Here is a 16,255-nt window from a genome sequence, read left to right on the forward strand (position 1 = left end):
TTTTTTGTTTTTAGTGTAGAGTCGGTTTTTGTACTTCTGGTGCGGTCGGTTGCGGATGAGTAAAGGTGTCATGGCATAACAGCGCGGCAACACGGACGTACTCGATGATCTCTTCAAGCGACATTTCCAGCTCTTCTTGATCTTCGTCTTCGTCGTAGCCCAGTTGCGCGATGTTACGCAGATCGTCAATGGCTTCACCAGTTTCGCCAGTCACTTTATCCAGCTTCGGCTGAGTGACGCCAAGACCGAGCAGGAAGTGATTTACCCAGCCTGCCAACGCATCAGCGCGATCGAAAACGCTGACGCCATCGCCATCAGGCAGATAAAGCTGAAAAAGGAAGCCGTCATCCTGCAAGGCATCACTGGTGGCAGAGTGCATTTTGCGCAATGCTTGGGCAAGTTCATGCCCGAAAGCCATACCTTCGTTCGTCAGGTCGTGAAGCAGCGGCAGCCAGGAGCTGTCATCATTACCGCCACATATCATCCCACTGATTAAACCATGCATCTCAGCAGGGGTCAGACCTGTCCCTTGTTGGTTCAGATACTGGTTCATTTCATTGTAACCAGGCATTTCGTTCTGTATTGACATAAGCATTCGGCATCAAAGGGAGGAAGATTCATGATATGCTATCACTTTGGACCCTGGTGGACCAGAAAAGGGCTTGTCTCATTGCACCAGGGTAGCTATAGTTTCGCCCCTTCGCAGACCAAAGGTCTGAAGGCGAAGGCAGCGCAGTCAATCAGCAGGAAGGTGGCATGTCTGCACAACCCGTCGATATCCAAATTTTTGGCCGTTCACTGCGTGTGAACTGCCCGCCTGACCAAAGGGATGCGTTGAATCAGGCTGCGGACGATCTGAACCAACGGTTGCAAGATCTGAAAGAACGCACTAGAGTCACAAATACTGAACAGTTGGTTTTCATTGCCGCATTGAATATCAGCTACGAGTTAGCGCAAGAAAAAGCGAAGACTCGTGACTACGCGGCAAGCATGGAACAGCGTATTCGGATGCTGCAACAGACCATCGAACAAGCGTTACTTGAACAAGGTCGCATCACCGAAAAAACGAACCAAAACTTTGAATGACACTTTCCGGTTTACTGTGGTAGAGTAACCGTGAAGACAAAATTTCTCTGAGATGTTCGCAAGCGGGCCAGTCCCCTGAGCCGATATTTCATACCACAAGAATGTGGCGCTCCGTGGTTGGTGAGCATGCTCGGTCCGTCCGAGAAGCCTTAAAACTGCGACGACACATTCACCTTGAACCAAGGGTTCAAGGGTTACAGCCTGCGGCGGCATCTCGGAGATTCCCTTCTTATCTGGCACCAGCCATGACGCAACTACCAGAGCTCCCACTGACATTATCCCGACAAGAAATCCGCAAAATGATTCGGCAACGTCGTCGTGCGTTAACGCCGGAACAACAACGTGAAATGGGCCAGCAGGCTGCCATGCGGATGATGAGTTATCCCCCTGTTGTGATGGCGCCTACGGTCGCTGTATTCCTCTCTTTTGATGGCGAACTCGACACCCAGCCGCTCATAGAGCAACTCTGGCGCGCAGGTAAGCGCGTGTATCTTCCCGTTTTGCATCCCTTTAGTGCCGGTAATTTACTGTTCCTGAATTACCATCCTAAGAGTGAACTGGTAATGAACAGGTTGAAGATCCACGAGCCAAAACTGGACGTGCGTGACGTGCTACCCCTTTCCCGATTAGACGTCCTGATAACGCCGCTGGTCGCCTTTGATGAGTTCGGTCAACGGCTGGGAATGGGCGGTGGATTTTATGATCGGACATTGCAAAACTGGCAGCACTACAACATGCAGCCAGTAGGTTATGCCCATGATTGCCAGTTGGTGGAAAAACTCCCCGTAGAAGAATGGGACGTCCCGCTGCCTGCGGTGGTTACGCCATCGAAAATCTGGGAGTGGTGAGAGCGACACACCTGCATCGCCCTGATTGACATCGTTGATTCTTTAACCTAATTTAGTGAGTAAGGGTAAGGGAGGATTGCTCCTCCCCTGAGACTAACTGTTAATAAGCTGGGAAACTTATGAGTAACAGTACAATCAGTATGATGACAAGTCGCATCATAACCCTTCTCCTTTAAGCCCTCGCTTCGGTGAGGGCTTTACCGTTACAGCCCTGTGCTGCCCCGCCATCGTAAATCCTCTTTGAATAAACACAACGCATTGATCTGGCTTTAATTTATTTCTTCGAGCAGGCTCGCAAAGGCGATTACACAGCGATGCAAATGCCGTAATTAGCGCGGTAAAAGAGATAAAAAAACGGGCAAGTCAGTGACCTGCCCGTTGATTGTCAAAGAAGGGGAATTAGTACAGCAGACGGGCGCGAATGGTACCCGGAATAGCTTTCATAGCCTGCAGAGCTTTTTCGGCAACGTCTTCGTCAGCTTCAATATCAATAACGACGTAACCCATTTGCGCAGAAGTTTGCAGATATTGCGCGGCAATGTTGACGCCCTGCTCGGCAAATATTTTGTTCAGCGCAGTCAGCACGCCCGGACGGTTTTCGTGGATGTGCATCAGACGACGCCCACCGTGCAGTGGCAGAGAGACTTCCGGGAAGTTCACCGCAGAGAGCGTTGAGCCATTGTCAGAGTACTTGATTAATTTGCCCGCAACTTCCAGGCCGATATTCTCCTGTGCTTCCTGAGTCGAACCGCCAATGTGTGGCGTCAGCAGAACATTGTCGAATTCGCACAGCGGAGAGGTAAATGGATCGCTGTTAGTCGCCGGTTCCGTCGGGAACACGTCGATTGCGGCCCCTGCCAGATGTTTGCTCGCCAGAGCGTCACACAGCGCCGGAATATCAACCACCGTTCCGCGCGAAGCGTTAATCAGTAGCGAGCCCGGCTTCATCAGCGAGATCTCTTTCGCGCCCATCATATTTTTGGTAGACGCATTCTCTGGCACATGCAGACTCACTACATCGCTCATATTCAGCAGGTCGGAAAGATGTTGCACCTGAGTGGCGTTGCCCAACGGCAGTTTGTTTTCAATATCATAGAAGTAAACATACATCCCCAGCGATTCCGCCAGAATGCCCAGTTGTGTACCAATATGACCATAACCAATAATGCCCAGCTTTTTGCCGCGCGCTTCAAAAGAACCTGCGGCCAGCTTGTTCCATACGCCACGGTGCGCTTTGGCGTTGGCTTCCGGCACTCCGCGTAATAGCAGCAGAAGTTCGCCAATCACCAGCTCAGCAACGGAACGCGTATTTGAAAACGGGGCATTAAATACCGGGATCCCGCGTTTTGCCGCAGCATTCAAATCAACCTGGTTGGTCCCAATGCAGAAACAGCCAATAGCGACCAGTTTTTCAGCAGCGTTGATCACGTCTTCGGTCAGATGGGTACGGGATCGCAAGCCGATGAAGTGGGCATCGCGGATGGATTCTTTTAATTGTTCATCATCCAGCGCGCCTTTGTGAAATTCGATGTTGGTATAACCTGCCGCACGAAGGCTTTCGAGCGCCTTTTGATGCACGCCTTCTACCAGCAGAAACTTAATCTTGTCTTTCTCCAGCGATACCTTTGCCATTTACCCAATCCTGTCTTTGAAATGTTGTGTGCGGATTTGCGTCCGCCTTTCAACATATCAAAAAATAATATTGCGGCAATATGAACGTTTGCGTCGCGATGTTGAGGAAATATCACGCAAAGGTATTTCTTGGATGAATATGCTGGATTAGAGGATTTATTTAGAGCAATCAGCAATAGCCAAGTAAAAACGTGATACATGTCACCAAATTTAACGAAGAGAATTTTTTTAACGGGGGAGGTTCCCCCGTCAGATCATTTCACAATGGTTTTGACACCGTCAGGTGTGCCAATCAGCGCAACGTCCGCGCCACGGTTAGCAAACAAGCCAACGGTCACCACGCCAGGAATCGCATTTATAGCGTTTTCCATCGCGATCGGGTCAAGGATTTCCATGCCATGGACGTCGAGGATCACGTTGCCATTATCGGTCACCACACCCTGACGGTATTCCGGACGACCGCCCAGTTTCACCAGCTGGCGCGCCACTGCACTACGTGCCATCGGGATAACTTCTACTGGCAGCGGGAATTTGCCCAGAATATCAACCTGCTTGGAAGCGTCTGCAATACAGATAAATTTTTCCGCAACCGAAGCAATGATTTTTTCACGGGTCAGCGCCGCGCCGCCGCCTTTGATCATTTGCATGTGGCCGTTGATTTCATCTGCGCCATCAACGTAGATGCCGAGGCTGTCTACTTCATTGAGATCAAAAACGTGAATGCCGAGGCTCTTCAGTTTTTCAGTGGATGCATCCGAGCTGGAAACTGCCCCTTCAATCTGATCTTTCATCGTGCCGAGCGCATCAATAAAGTGTGCGGCGGTGGAACCTGTACCTACGCCAACAATGGTACCGGGCTGAACATACTGAAGTGCCGCCCATCCTACTGCTTTTTTCAATTCATCCTGCGTCATGATCGTTTCGCCTGTGGTATGAAATTTCACACGCATTATATACAAAAAAAGCGACCCGGACCCCGTCAGCAAGTCGGCGACGCATTTATCCATGAAATAACAGGTAACACCGGACATCCTCTTTTGCCCTGGTAAGCCAGGGGCTTGATAATATGACGAATATGAATAATATCCATTGCGGGTTTCGCGCCTGACAAAGACTAAAAAAGCACGATAAAGCCAACCAAAATTTCCATTATGACTGCTTTTGCATACGTTAAATGCTCTGTACCCAAAGCAAAATTATGTCATAGTTCGGCATAAGAAAATTTGAGGAGCAGGTTAAAGCAATGAAACGCCCGGACTACAGGACATTACAGGCACTGGATGCGGTGATACGTGAACGAGGATTTGAGCGCGCGGCACAGAAATTGTGCATTACGCAATCAGCCGTCTCACAGCGCATTAAGCAGCTGGAAAATATGTTCGGGCAGCCGCTGTTGGTGCGAACGGTTCCCCCGCGCCCGACAGAACAAGGGCAAAAATTACTGGCACTGCTTCGCCAGGTCGAGCTGCTGGAAGAAGAGTGGCTGGGCGATGAACAAACCGGTTCCACCCCACTACTGCTCTCGCTGGCAGTCAACGCCGACAGTCTGGCAACCTGGTTGCTTCCGGCACTGGCTCCTGTACTGGCTGATTCGCCTATTCGCCTGAACTTACAGGTGGAAGATGAAACTCGCACCCAGGAGCGTCTGCGTCGAGGTGAAGTGGTCGGCGCGGTGAGTATTCAGCATCAGGCGCTGCCTAGTTGCCTGGTCGATAAACTTGGCGCGCTCGACTATCTGTTCGTCAGCTCCAAACCGTTTGCCGAGAAATACTTCCCCAACGGAGTAAGCCGTTCTGCGCTGCTCAAAGCACCAGTAGTCGCGTTTGACCATCTTGACGATATGCACCAGGCATTTTTGCAGCAAAACTTCGATCTGCCGCCAGGTAGCGTACCGTGCCATATCGTTAACTCGTCCGAAGCCTTCGTGCAGCTCGCTCGCCAGGGTACAACCTGCTGTATGATCCCACACCTGCAAATTGAAAAAGAATTGGCCAGCGGAGAGTTGATTGATCTGACGCCCGGGCTATTCCAACGGCGAATGCTCTACTGGCATCGCTTTGCCCCTGAAAGCCGCATGATGCGTAAAGTCACTGATGCTTTGCTCGACTATGGTCACAAAGTGCTTCGTCAGGATTAATCAATCAGTTAACGCCTGATAGCACATATCAGGCGTTTTTCTTTTTTTCTTTTTTATTCTTTGAATAACGTCGCAAAACAGACAAATCTCACACGGCAAAAAACGACGCCCCATTCCATTTTTTTTGCTGGCGACAAACCCGTATAAAAAGCTCACCGTAAGCGCAAACACCCTCATTTTTATTGCGTTTTATGGAGCAAATAATGTCAAACGTGCAAGAGTGGCAACAGCTTGCCAACAAGGAGTTGAGCCGTCGGGAGAAAACCGTCGACTCACTGGTTCAGCAAACGGCGGAAGGGATCGCCATCAAGCCACTGTATACCGAAGCCGATCTCGACAATCTGGAAGTGACCGGTACCCTTCCTGGCTTGCCGCCCTACGTTCGTGGTCCCCGCGCCACCATGTATACCGCCCAACCGTGGACCATCCGTCAGTATGCCGGTTTCTCGACCGCCAAAGAGTCCAACGCTTTTTATCGCCGTAACCTGGCTGCTGGGCAAAAAGGTCTTTCCGTGGCGTTTGACCTTGCCACCCACCGTGGCTACGACTCCGATAACCCGCGCGTGGCGGGCGATGTTGGCAAAGCGGGCGTCGCTATCGACACCGTAGAAGATATGAAAGTGCTCTTCGACCAAATCCCGCTGGATAAAATGTCGGTTTCGATGACCATGAACGGCGCAGTCCTGCCAGTGCTGGCCTTTTATATCGTGGCGGCAGAAGAGCAAGGCGTTCCCCCCGATAAACTGACGGGTACAATTCAGAACGATATCCTCAAAGAGTACCTCTGCCGCAATACCTATATTTACCCACCGAAACCTTCTATGCGCATTATCGCTGACATTATCGCCTGGTGTTCCGGCAATATGCCGCGCTTCAATACCATTAGCATCAGCGGCTACCACATGGGCGAAGCCGGTGCGAACTGTGTGCAACAGGTGGCGTTTACTCTCGCCGATGGGATTGAGTACATCAAAGCAGCTCTCTCTGCTGGCTTAAAAATTGATGACTTCGCCCCGCGCCTGTCGTTCTTCTTTGGTATCGGCATGGACCTGTTTATGAACGTCGCCATGCTGCGCGCCGCACGCTATCTCTGGAGCGAAGCAGTAAGCGGGTTTGGTGCTAAAGATCCGAAATCGCTGGCGCTACGCACCCACTGTCAAACCTCCGGCTGGAGTCTCACCGAACAGGATCCGTATAACAACGTTATCCGCACCACCATTGAAGCATTGGCAGCTACCCTTGGCGGAACCCAGTCGCTGCATACAAATGCCTTTGATGAAGCGCTTGGTTTGCCGACCGATTTTTCGGCACGTATTGCCCGTAACACCCAGATCATTATTCAGGAAGAGTCAGAACTCTGTCGCACCGTCGATCCGCTGGCCGGTTCTTATTACGTTGAGTCACTAACCGATCAGATCGTGAAACAGGCCAGAGCCATCATTGATCAGATCGACGAAGCCGGAGGCATGGCGAAGGCGATCGAAGCAGGTCTGCCAAAAAGGATGATCGAAGAAGCGTCTGCTCGTGAACAGTCGTTGATCGACCAGGGCAAACGCGTGATCGTCGGCGTCAACAAGTACAAACTGGATCACGAAGATGAAACTGATGTCCTTGAAATCGACAACGTGATGGTGCGTAACGAGCAAATTGCTTCGCTGGAACGCATTCGCGCCACCCGTGATGATGCCGCCGTAACCGCCGCGTTGAACGCTCTGACTCACGCTGCACAGCATAACGAAAACCTGCTGGCTGCCGCTGTTAATGCGGCTCGCGTTCGCGCGACGCTGGGTGAAATATCCGATGCGCTGGAAGCCGCTTTTGACCGTTATCTGGTACCGAGCCAGTGTGTTACCGGCGTCATTGCGCAAAGCTATCATCAGTCGGAAAAATCAGCCTTCGAGTTTGATGCAATTGTTGCGCAAACGGAGCTGTTCCTTGCCGACAATGGTCGTCGCCCGCGCATTCTGATCGCCAAAATGGGACAAGATGGACACGATCGCGGAGCGAAAGTCATTGCCAGCGCCTATTCCGATCTTGGTTTCGACGTTGATTTGAGTCCCATGTTCTCCACGCCGGAAGAGATCGCCCGCCTGGCAGTGGAAAACGACGTTCATGTGGTGGGCGCATCCTCGCTTGCAGCAGGACATAAAACGCTGATCCCGGAACTGGTTCAAGCCCTGAAAAAATGGGGGCGCGAAGATATTTGCGTGGTCGCCGGTGGCGTTATTCCGCCGCAAGATTATGCCTTTCTGCAAGAGCGTGGCGTGGCGGCGATTTACGGTCCTGGTACTCCCATGCTCGACAGCGTGCGTGATGTGCTCAACCGGATTAGCCAACATCATGATTAACGAAGCCACGCTGGCAGACAGCATTCTACGCCTACGTCTGGGTGAGCGAGCCACGCTCGCCCAGGCCATGACGCTGGTTGAGAGCCGTCACCCTCGCCATCAGGCACTCAGCACTCAACTGCTCGATGCCATCATGCCGTTTTGTGGTAACGCCCTACGACTGGGCGTTACCGGCACGCCAGGAGCAGGAAAAAGTACCTTTCTTGAAGCCTTCGGTATGTTGCTGATCCGCCAGGGGCTGAAAGTCGCGGTGATTGCCGTCGATCCCAGCAGCCCAGTGACCGGTGGCAGCATCCTTGGGGATAAGACTCGCATGACCGAACTGGCGCGTGCCGATGCAGCGTTTATTCGCCCGGTTCCGTCATCTGGTCACCTTGGCGGCGCCAGCCAGCGGGCGCGGGAGTTAATGCTGTTATGTGAAGCGGCGGGTTATGACGTGGTGATCGTTGAAACCGTCGGCGTCGGGCAGTCAGAAACGGAAGTCGCCCGCATGGTGGACTGCTTTATCTCGCTGCAAATTGCCGGTGGTGGCGATGATCTCCAGGGCATTAAAAAGGGTTTGATGGAGATGGCGGATCTGATTGTCATCAACAAAGATGATGGTGATAACCACACCAATGTTGCCATTGCCCGCCATATGTACGAAAGCGCTCTGCATATTTTGCGCCGCAAATATGACGAATGGCAGCCACAGGTCCTCACCTGTAGCGCACTGGAAAAATGCGGCATTGATGAAATTTGGCGCGCAATTATCGATTTCAAAACCGCACTGACTACCAGCGGTCGTTTACAACAGGTGCGGCAACAACAATCGGTGGAATGGCTGCGTAAACAGACCGAAGAAGAAGTGCTACGCCACCTGTTCACTAATGAAGATTTCGATCGCTATTACAGCCAAACGCTACTAGCGGTCAAAAATAATATGCTCTCGCCGCGCACAGGTTTGCGGCAGCTCAGTGATTTTATCCAGACTCAATATTTTAATTAAGGGAATTTTTATGTCTTATCAGTATGTTAATGTAGCCATCATCAACAAAGTGGCGGTCATTGAGTTTAACTATGCCCGCAAACTCAATGCGTTAAGTAAAGTCTTTATTGATGACCTGATTCAGGCATTAAACGATCTCAATCGTCCAGAAATCCGCTGCATCATTCTGCGTGCCCCAAGTGGTTCCAAAGTCTTTTCCGCAGGTCACGACATTCATGAGTTGCCGTCAGGAGGTCGCGATCCGCTCTCTTACGATGATCCGCTACGTCAAATTACCCGCGTGATCCAAAAATGCCCTAAACCAGTAATTTCGATGGTCGAAGGTAGCGTCTGGGGTGGCGCATTTGAAATGATCATGAGCTCTGATCTGATCATCGCCGCCAGTACCTCTACCTTCTCAATGACGCCAGTCAACCTGGGCGTACCGTATAACCTGGTGGGGATCCACAACCTGACTCGCGACGCGGGCTTCCACATTGTCAAAGAGCTGATTTTTACCGCTTCGCCAATCACCGCCCAACGCGCGCTGGCTGTTGGCATTCTTAACCACGTTGTTGAGGCCGATGAACTTGAAGATTTCACCTTACAAACGGCTCACCACATTTCCGAAAAAGCACCGTTAGCCATTGCAGTAATCAAGGAAGAGCTGCGCGTGTTGGGTGAAGCGCACACTATGAATTCAGATGAATTTGAGCGTATTCAAGGGATGCGCCGGGCGGTTTATGACAGCGAAGATTATCAGGAAGGTATGAACGCCTTCCTGGAAAAACGTAAACCTAATTTCGTCGGTCATTAATGATCCACGAACTAAGGAGCAAAGGATGAATATTACCCGGACAAGGATGACCGCCGATGAAGCGGCGGAAATTATCCAGCACAACGATATGGTGGCATTCAGTGGTTTTACCCCTGCGGGTTCGCCCAAGGCTCTTCCTGTTGCCATTGCCCGTCGCGCCAATGAACAACATGAGGCGAAAAAACCGTATCAAATTCGCCTGCTGACCGGAGCGTCGATTAGCGCCGCCGCCGATGACATACTCTCTGAAGCTGACGCCGTTTCATGGCGCGCGCCATACCAGACATCATTGGGATTGCGTAAAAAGATCAATCAGGGATCGGTTAGTTTTGTTGATCTGCATTTGAGCGAAGTTGCGCAAATGGTCAACTACGGCTTTTTCGGCGACATCGATGTTGCGGTAATTGAAGCCTCAGCCCTCGCTCCGGATGGTCGTGTCTGGTTAACCAGTGGGATCGGTAATGCCCCGACCTGGTTGCTGCGCGCAAAGAAAGTGATCATTGAACTCAATCATTATCACGATCCGCGCGTTGCAGAACTGGCGGATATTGTGACTCCTGGCGCACCACCGCGGCGCAATAGCGTGTCGATCTTCCATGCGATGGATCGCGTCGGTACCCGCTATGTACAAATCGATCCGAAAAAAATTGTCGCCGTCGTGGAAACTAACTTACCTGATGCAGGTAACTCGCTGGATAAACAAAATCCTGTGTGCCAGCAAATCGCCGACAATGTGGTCACCTTCTTGTTGCGTGAAATGGCGCAGGGGCGCATTCCGCGGGAATTTCTGCCACTGCAAAGCGGGGTAGGCAACATCAATAATGCGGTAATGGCGCGTCTGGGGGAAAACCCGGAAATTCCTCCGTTTATGATGTATTCGGAAGTGCTACAGGAGTCTGTGGTTCATCTTCTGGAAACCGGCAAAATTACCGGGGCCAGCGCCTCCAGTCTGACAATTTCTGCCGATTCACTGCGCAAGATTTACGCCAATATGGATTACTTCGCCAGTCGCATTGTGCTACGTCCGCAAGAAATTTCCAATAACCCAGAAATTATCCGCCGCCTTGGTGTTATCGCTCTGAATGTCGGCCTCGAGTTTGATATTTACGGACACGCCAACTCCACGCACGTCGTCGGCGTTAATTTAATGAATGGTATCGGCGGTAGCGGTGATTTTGAACGCAACGCGTATCTGTCGATCTTTATGGCACCGTCGATTGCTAAAGAAGGCAAGATCTCAACCATCGTGCCTATGTGCAGCCATGTTGATCACAGCGAACACAGCGTGAAAGTGATCATCACAGAACAAGGGATCGCCGACTTACGTGGCCTCTCCCCACTTCAGCGCGCGCGCACTATCATCGATAACTGCGCACATCCGATGTACCGTGACTATCTGCATCGCTATCTGGAGAATGCACCCGGCGGGCATATTCACCACGATCTTAGCCACGTTTTCGATCTGCATCGCAATTTGATCGAAACGGGCTCAATGCTGGGTTAATCGCTCGTACCGTCACGATCTTCAGCAATTTGCTGTAGCAGCGTGGCGGTATAGCGATGATTTTTCAGTGAATAAAGGTATTCCTGCATATACATTGGCGTATGCGGTGCATCAAAATATTTCAACGTAGCTGGGTTCACCAGCCGCCATGCAAAATGTGGGATCACCGTAAGAAAATGTCCGTGCTCAACGGCGCTGATTTTGGCCATAAAACTGTATGGGCGATAAATAATTGTTGGATTGATCCCACAAGGGCGCATGTTCGCATCAATCATCGCTTCATAATTAGCACGGTTTTGAAAGCGCATCTGTAACCAGGGCAACTCCTGTAACAACTCCTGCTCCTGACGCTCTTCATAACGGCGAGAAACGAGAAACCCCAGTCGCAGCGGCGGCAGTTCACTCATTGTTAGATTATCCAACCCGTGTACACGAGCGGAAACATGCTGCGGAGAGATAATAAAATCAAGCTGACGATAGAAGAGATTGTCGATAACCTCATTTTCGCTGAATTCAACCGGCTGGGCCGTCACGCCTTCATACTTATCACCCAGACTAATTAACTGATCAAAAATAATCGTCGGATAGGTATTATCGATACCTATCACAATTTCACGAGAACGACGTCCAGAATTATGAATTTCATTATCGATCGCAGAAAGCCGTTGGTAAACCGGGAAGAGCTTTTGATAAAGCTCCTGCCCGGCTTTATTAAGGCTGATGTTATTATCTTTACGGGTAAATAATGTATAACCAATTTGCTCCTCTAGCGCGGCAATACTTTTGCCGAACGGTGAAGCAGTCATATGTAACTTTTCTGCCGCTCGGGCAATATTATTGGTTTGCGCTAATAAAATAAAATTGCGCATCTTTTTCGAAATAAAAATATCCATCGCCGCTTCCTCCAAACATCCCTGTCCGCTTAACCGTTTCAGTAAGTTAATCCTTAATGAAATCGCAAGCAAAGATAGGTGTTTACGTCATGGTTTTACAGAAAATTACAGAAAAAAGAGGCGATATCAGATAAAGACATTAGCCCGACAAATGAGTCGGGCTACAGGTATTATTGTGCGGCAGGTGTTTTAGCGGGTTGTTGATCCACTGGTTCTAACTGGAAGACCACATCGACCTGATCATCAAACTGAATAGCGGCCTGCTCGTAAGTTTCCTGGGCGGAAACCGGCGCGGCATCGGCTTTCATCATGCGTACCATTGGGCTGGGCTGATAATTGGAAACATGGTAGCGCACGCTATATACCGGCCCCAGTTTGCGATTAAAGCCGTTCGCCAGCTCCTGAGCCTGATGAATCGCGTTATCAATCGCTGCCTTACGCGCTTTGTCTTTATAGGCATCTGGCTGTGCCACGCCCAACGACACAGAACGAATTTCGTTGAGTCCGGCCTTCAGCGCGCCATCCAGCAAGGAATTCAGTTTGTCTAACTGACGAAGCGTGACTTCCACCGTTCTCACGGCACGATAGCCTTTCAGGATACTTTTACCATCCTGGTAATCGTAGTCTGGCTGGGTACGCAAATTCGCGGAACTGATATCTTTTTTCGCGATCTGATTGAGTTCAAGGAAAGAGATATATTGCGCGACACGCTCATCCGCCTGCTTCTTGGCAGAAGCGGCATCCTTCGCCGTCACGTTAACTTCAATAGCAAGAATAGCGATATCTGGCACCGCATCAACGCTTGCCGTTCCTGAAGTGACAATGTGCGGACCATCCGGTAGTTCATTGGCCTGCACAGCCATCCCGCTGAAACCCATCAATGCCGCCAGGGCGATAACTTTGAACTTCACGTTAGTCTCTCCGTGTTAATTGACTTGCCCAAAACTCAGGACCTCTGGAGGCAAGCTTAGCGTCTCTGTTTAATTTTTCCATCAGATAGCGCCTAACTGAACAAGGCTTGTGCATGAGCAACACCCTCTTTCGCCAGTTGTAGGGCGATAATCCACATAACGCAGCCCACCACGAGATTGATAATGCGCTGCGCTTTGGCGGTACGCAAACGCGGCGCCAGCCAGGCGGCTAATAACGCCAGACCAAAAAACCACAGGAAAGAGGCACTGATCGTCCCGAGCGCAAACCAGCGTTTTGGTTCGACATCAAGCTGTCCGCCCAGGCTGCCTAATACCACAAAGGTATCCAGGTAAACATGTGGATTCAGCCAGGTTACTGCCAGCATAGTGGCAATAATTTTCCAACGTCCCTGCTTCATCACTTCAGCACTAACCAGCTCAATATTGCTGCTCATCGCCGTTTTAAAAGCACCAAAGCCATACCACAGCAAGAAGGCCACACCGCCCCAGGTCACCAGCGCCAGCAACCACGGTGACTGCATCAATAACGCGCTACCACCAAAAATCCCGGCGCAAATCAGGACCAAATCGCTTATCGCGCAGAGCAAAGCAATCATAATGTGGTACTGACGACGAATGCCCTGATTCATCACAAAAGCATTTTGCGGACCAAGCGGCAGAATCATAGCAGCACCAAGAGCAAGCCCTTGAAAATAATAAGAAAACACGTTGAACATTCCGAACTAATTATCTGATAAAGAGACTATAGCGCGGGATTGTTATTAGATAAAATTTATAATGCTAATAGCATATAAATAATTTTAATAAAAAAATAAATAATTCTATTCGGTAACTGATTTTAGGATAAAGATCTCATCATTCCCCATAACATAAACGGCGTTATGGCTCTCTTTCCTGCTAGCGTTGTAAAGGACTAACACTATGCAAGCCTATGATCTCACTCTTCTCCCCTACCCTATCCACGAAAATATACCGCGCCAACAAGGTTGGTGCTTTGGCCTACCGCCAGGCATAACGCCCGAACAGTGGCCGCTGGATCCAAATAATGGTTTCCCATTGAATCATGGATTTACCCTGCTGTTGCCGGAAGATTATCGGATTTATGGGCCAGAGATTGTCGCGTTATCTTTCTTTGCTGTTGCGCCCGAGCACAACGATGGCGGAACACCATGTACAGAAGAAATATTGGATGTGTTTGAGAATTTTGAATCCTGCCCCCCACCTGAAGATCCAGATCTTTATGTTTTCTGGCAGGCAGAAAAGCAACGACATCCACGGCTATTTCGGATGGAAGATATATTAGGCTGTTCTTATGCGGTGATTTTACTCACCCAGCACGAGTTCAACGGCCCATTTTGTGAGCCGCCTGAACTTATACCTAACCACTATCGCGACCAGCAAGATACGCCAGAATGGCTGACTATTGGCAGTGCGTTTAGTTATTTTCAGGCTAACGTCAGGCCAAAAGATACGCCTGAAAGCAATTTTGTATACCGTAAAATGGGCACCATTCCTGAGCAGTCGCTGGCTTTCAATCTGGCGATTTCATGCGAGCCGCGCGCTTTTGATCCTAATGCGGGAATTAGCCCCACAGAAAGAAATAATACGGAATATCAGTCCATTCGATATTTTTCTAAAGATGCAGAGGGAAAAAGTAAATGTGAAACTCACCAGTGGCATAGTGCACATCTGCCCAATCATCTCGGTGGTTCAATGGCGCTCGTGCAGTCTATACCAAACGGAATGTCGCCTTATTATATTGAGTTTGAAGAGTATTTCGGTGGGTATAATTTCGGTGCAGGTAATGCCTGGCTGGACTTTAAAAATATGAAATTTGATTTTAGTTGTTAAAAAACGAGGGCTTATCACCTTGATAAGCCCTCATTACATAATTAACTATTGCTCTCTTTCACCCGCTTGAAGTTCACATCCATTTGCGGATACGGGAAGCTGATGCCAGCAGCATCAAATTCACGTTTAATACGTTCCAGCACATCCCAGTACACGTTTTGCAGATCGCCACTGTTGCTCCAGGCGCGAACGATGAAATTAATCGACGATGCGCCCAGTTCGTTCAGGCGTACTGTAATTTCACGATCTTTTAAAATACGATCTTCGGACTGAATAATATCGGTCAGGATCTGCTTAACCTGATCGATATCAGAATCATACGCTACGCCAATAATAAATTCGTTACGGCGCGCCGGCTCACGAGAGAAGTTAATAATATTACCGGCAATAATTTTACCGTTCGGAATAACAATCATTTTACCGTCTGCGGTACGCATGGTGGTGGAGAAAATCTGCACACTCTGAACAGTACCGGCAACGCCGCCGAGGTCAACATATTCTCCTGCACGGAACGGGCGGAACATAACCAGCAAAACGCCAGCAGCCAGGTTAGATAGTGACCCCTGCAAGGCCAGACCTACAGCTAAACCTGCGGCACCGAGTACGGCAATGACCGATGCGGTTTGTACGCCCACGCGGCCCAGTGCTGCAATTAACGTAAAGGCGATAATTGCGTAACGGATTAATGCAGAAAGAAAATCAGCAACGGTGGCATCGATTTTACGGGAGATCATCAGGCGATTCACCGCGTTGGAAATCATCCGCGCGATAATCAAACCAACGATGATGATCGCGAGTGCCGCCACGATGTTTACAGCATAACTCAGCAACAGCGCCTGGTTGTTTACCAACCAGGATCCTGCGCCGTTTATGCTATCGACAACTTTCAAATCTTCCATTCAATATTCCTTTTCAACTGACTTAAATTGGAGAAACATACTCCGCCGCCTCACGACGGGCAGTCTGACAAGGGTAAACAATAAAGCATAATTTTGCCAAATGGATCACAGATTTCTTAAGTACATCACCTTGCTTTTGGCGAAAAAAAGGTCCGCAGAGCGGGCCTCAGACAGATGACAACGTGCGCTTTGTCATGCCGGATGCGGCGTGAACGCCTTATCCGACCTACAAAAACCTGCAAATTCAATATATTGCAGGACACTTGTAGGCCTGATAAGCGTAGCGCATCAGGCAATTTTGCTTTTGGCGAAAAAAAGACCCGCAGAGCGGGCCTCAGACA

Annotated in this window: 16 protein-coding genes and 1 other RNA gene; 9 read left to right on the plus strand and 8 right to left on the minus strand. The window is 49.9% G+C overall.

What is annotated here, in order from left to right:
• Positions 1 to 10 precede the first annotated feature (10 nt).
• The gene (gene ygfB / locus FEK43_RS00425) at positions 11 to 589 is read right to left on the minus strand and encodes a UPF0149 family protein YgfB (RefSeq protein ID WP_135383206.1); all 579 of its coding nucleotides are present in this window, start codon (positions 587 to 589) and stop codon (positions 11 to 13) included.
• Between the two features lie 167 nt (positions 590 to 756).
• Here ygfB and zapA point away from each other — a divergent pair, with 167 nt between their 5' ends.
• From zapA to FEK43_RS00440, 3 genes are all read left to right on the plus strand, one after another.
• On the plus strand, positions 757 to 1,086 hold the full coding sequence (zapA, locus tag FEK43_RS00430; RefSeq protein WP_001276008.1) for a cell division protein ZapA: 330 nt from the start codon (positions 757 to 759) through the stop codon (positions 1,084 to 1,086).
• Positions 1,087 to 1,127: 41 nt separating this feature from the next.
• Positions 1,128 to 1,311: non-coding RNA, 6S RNA (gene ssrS / locus FEK43_RS00435), on the plus strand.
• Between the two features lie 20 nt (positions 1,312 to 1,331).
• Entirely contained in the window at positions 1,332 to 1,934 is a 603-nt protein-coding gene (locus FEK43_RS00440; RefSeq protein ID WP_135407770.1) for a 5-formyltetrahydrofolate cyclo-ligase, read from the plus strand.
• Positions 1,935 to 2,034: 100 nt separating this feature from the next.
• On the opposite strand, the gene ibsC is transcribed toward FEK43_RS00440, so the two are convergent.
• The 3 genes from ibsC to rpiA all read right to left on the minus strand — a co-directional run bounded on the left by ibsC (position 2,035) and on the right by rpiA (position 4,480).
• Complete coding sequence (gene ibsC, locus FEK43_RS00445) at positions 2,035 to 2,094, minus strand: type I toxin-antitoxin system toxin IbsC (protein ID WP_071525914.1); 60 nt, start codon at positions 2,092 to 2,094, stop codon at positions 2,035 to 2,037.
• 239 nt (positions 2,095 to 2,333) lie between these two features.
• On the minus strand, positions 2,334 to 3,566 hold the full coding sequence (gene serA / locus FEK43_RS00450; RefSeq protein ID WP_064529774.1) for a phosphoglycerate dehydrogenase: 1,233 nt from the start codon (positions 3,564 to 3,566) through the stop codon (positions 2,334 to 2,336).
• Between the two features lie 254 nt (positions 3,567 to 3,820).
• On the minus strand, positions 3,821 to 4,480 hold the full coding sequence (gene rpiA, locus FEK43_RS00455) for a ribose-5-phosphate isomerase RpiA (protein ID WP_130207853.1): 660 nt from the start codon (positions 4,478 to 4,480) through the stop codon (positions 3,821 to 3,823).
• 329 nt (positions 4,481 to 4,809) lie between these two features.
• Between rpiA and argP the strand changes: the two genes are divergently transcribed.
• The 5 genes from argP (at position 4,810) to scpC (ending at position 11,339) form a co-directional block, all read left to right on the plus strand.
• Positions 4,810 to 5,703, plus strand: coding sequence for a DNA-binding transcriptional regulator ArgP (argP, locus tag FEK43_RS00460; RefSeq protein ID WP_000828349.1), 894 nt, complete (start codon positions 4,810 to 4,812; stop codon positions 5,701 to 5,703).
• A 203-nt stretch (positions 5,704 to 5,906) separates the two neighbouring features.
• On the plus strand, positions 5,907 to 8,051 hold the full coding sequence (gene scpA, locus FEK43_RS00465) for a methylmalonyl-CoA mutase (RefSeq protein WP_135407772.1): 2,145 nt from the start codon (positions 5,907 to 5,909) through the stop codon (positions 8,049 to 8,051).
• Positions 8,044 to 9,039 carry a methylmalonyl Co-A mutase-associated GTPase MeaB gene (gene meaB / locus FEK43_RS00470; protein WP_138158389.1) on the plus strand — a complete coding sequence of 332 codons (996 nt, stop codon included), beginning with the start codon at positions 8,044 to 8,046 and terminating at the stop codon, positions 9,037 to 9,039. Before scpA ends, meaB begins: the two co-directional genes overlap by 8 nt.
• A gap of 10 nt (positions 9,040 to 9,049) precedes the next feature.
• Positions 9,050 to 9,835: a methylmalonyl-CoA decarboxylase gene (gene scpB, locus FEK43_RS00475; RefSeq protein ID WP_130207859.1), complete on the plus strand. Its 786-nt coding sequence runs from the start codon at positions 9,050 to 9,052 to the stop codon at positions 9,833 to 9,835.
• 25 nt (positions 9,836 to 9,860) lie between these two features.
• Positions 9,861 to 11,339, plus strand: a complete 1,479-nt coding sequence (gene scpC, locus FEK43_RS00480; RefSeq protein WP_135407775.1) for a propionyl-CoA:succinate CoA transferase — start codon at positions 9,861 to 9,863, stop codon at positions 11,337 to 11,339.
• Here scpC and FEK43_RS00485 read toward each other — a convergent pair.
• From FEK43_RS00485 to argO, 3 genes are all read right to left on the minus strand, one after another.
• A complete protein-coding gene (locus tag FEK43_RS00485) occupies positions 11,336 to 12,232 on the minus strand; it encodes a LysR family transcriptional regulator (protein ID WP_130207863.1) in 897 nt (298 codons plus the stop codon). The genes scpC and FEK43_RS00485 overlap by 4 nt on opposite strands.
• A gap of 170 nt (positions 12,233 to 12,402) precedes the next feature.
• The gene (locus FEK43_RS00490) at positions 12,403 to 13,143 is read right to left on the minus strand and encodes an oxidative stress defense protein (RefSeq protein ID WP_064529765.1); all 741 of its coding nucleotides are present in this window, start codon (positions 13,141 to 13,143) and stop codon (positions 12,403 to 12,405) included.
• Between the two features lie 92 nt (positions 13,144 to 13,235).
• Positions 13,236 to 13,871, minus strand: a complete 636-nt coding sequence (gene argO / locus FEK43_RS00495) for an arginine exporter ArgO (RefSeq protein ID WP_130207865.1) — start codon at positions 13,869 to 13,871, stop codon at positions 13,236 to 13,238.
• Positions 13,872 to 14,085: 214 nt separating this feature from the next.
• Between argO and FEK43_RS00500 the strand changes: the two genes are divergently transcribed.
• Positions 14,086 to 15,015: a hypothetical protein gene (locus FEK43_RS00500; RefSeq protein ID WP_135407777.1), complete on the plus strand. Its 930-nt coding sequence runs from the start codon at positions 14,086 to 14,088 to the stop codon at positions 15,013 to 15,015.
• Between the two features lie 41 nt (positions 15,016 to 15,056).
• Here the strand turns inward: FEK43_RS00500 and mscS are convergent, their stop codons facing one another.
• Positions 15,057 to 15,914: a small-conductance mechanosensitive channel MscS gene (gene mscS, locus FEK43_RS00505; protein ID WP_135559240.1), complete on the minus strand. Its 858-nt coding sequence runs from the start codon at positions 15,912 to 15,914 to the stop codon at positions 15,057 to 15,059.
• Positions 15,915 to 16,255: the final 341 nt, after the last annotated feature.

Origin of the sequence: Escherichia sp. E2562, from assembly GCF_005781075.1 — a bacterium.
Classification (GTDB): domain Bacteria; phylum Pseudomonadota; class Gammaproteobacteria; order Enterobacterales; family Enterobacteriaceae; genus Escherichia.

What these genes read in the sequence shown, in the direction of transcription:
- scpA (WP_135407772.1), top strand. Translation starts at nt 5,907, where the DNA reads ATGTCAAACGTGCAAGAGTGGCAACAGCTTGCCAACAAGGAGTTGAGC.
- scpC (WP_135407775.1), top strand. Translation starts at nt 9,861, where the DNA reads ATGAATATTACCCGGACAAGGATGACCGCCGATGAAGCGGCGGAAATT.
- scpB (WP_130207859.1), top strand. Translation starts at nt 9,050, where the DNA reads ATGTCTTATCAGTATGTTAATGTAGCCATCATCAACAAAGTGGCGGTC.
- FEK43_RS00485 (WP_130207863.1), bottom strand. Translation starts at nt 12,232, where the DNA reads ATGGATATTTTTATTTCGAAAAAGATGCGCAATTTTATTTTATTAGCG.
- serA (WP_064529774.1), bottom strand. Translation starts at nt 3,566, where the DNA reads ATGGCAAAGGTATCGCTGGAGAAAGACAAGATTAAGTTTCTGCTGGTA.
- argP (WP_000828349.1), top strand. Translation starts at nt 4,810, where the DNA reads ATGAAACGCCCGGACTACAGGACATTACAGGCACTGGATGCGGTGATA.
- FEK43_RS00500 (WP_135407777.1), top strand. Translation starts at nt 14,086, where the DNA reads ATGCAAGCCTATGATCTCACTCTTCTCCCCTACCCTATCCACGAAAAT.
- FEK43_RS00440 (WP_135407770.1), top strand. Translation starts at nt 1,332, where the DNA reads ATGACGCAACTACCAGAGCTCCCACTGACATTATCCCGACAAGAAATC.
- zapA (WP_001276008.1), top strand. Translation starts at nt 757, where the DNA reads ATGTCTGCACAACCCGTCGATATCCAAATTTTTGGCCGTTCACTGCGT.
- ygfB (WP_135383206.1), bottom strand. Translation starts at nt 589, where the DNA reads ATGTCAATACAGAACGAAATGCCTGGTTACAATGAAATGAACCAGTAT.
- mscS (WP_135559240.1), bottom strand. Translation starts at nt 15,914, where the DNA reads ATGGAAGATTTGAAAGTTGTCGATAGCATAAACGGCGCAGGATCCTGG.
- meaB (WP_138158389.1), top strand. Translation starts at nt 8,044, where the DNA reads ATGATTAACGAAGCCACGCTGGCAGACAGCATTCTACGCCTACGTCTG.
- rpiA (WP_130207853.1), bottom strand. Translation starts at nt 4,480, where the DNA reads ATGACGCAGGATGAATTGAAAAAAGCAGTAGGATGGGCGGCACTTCAG.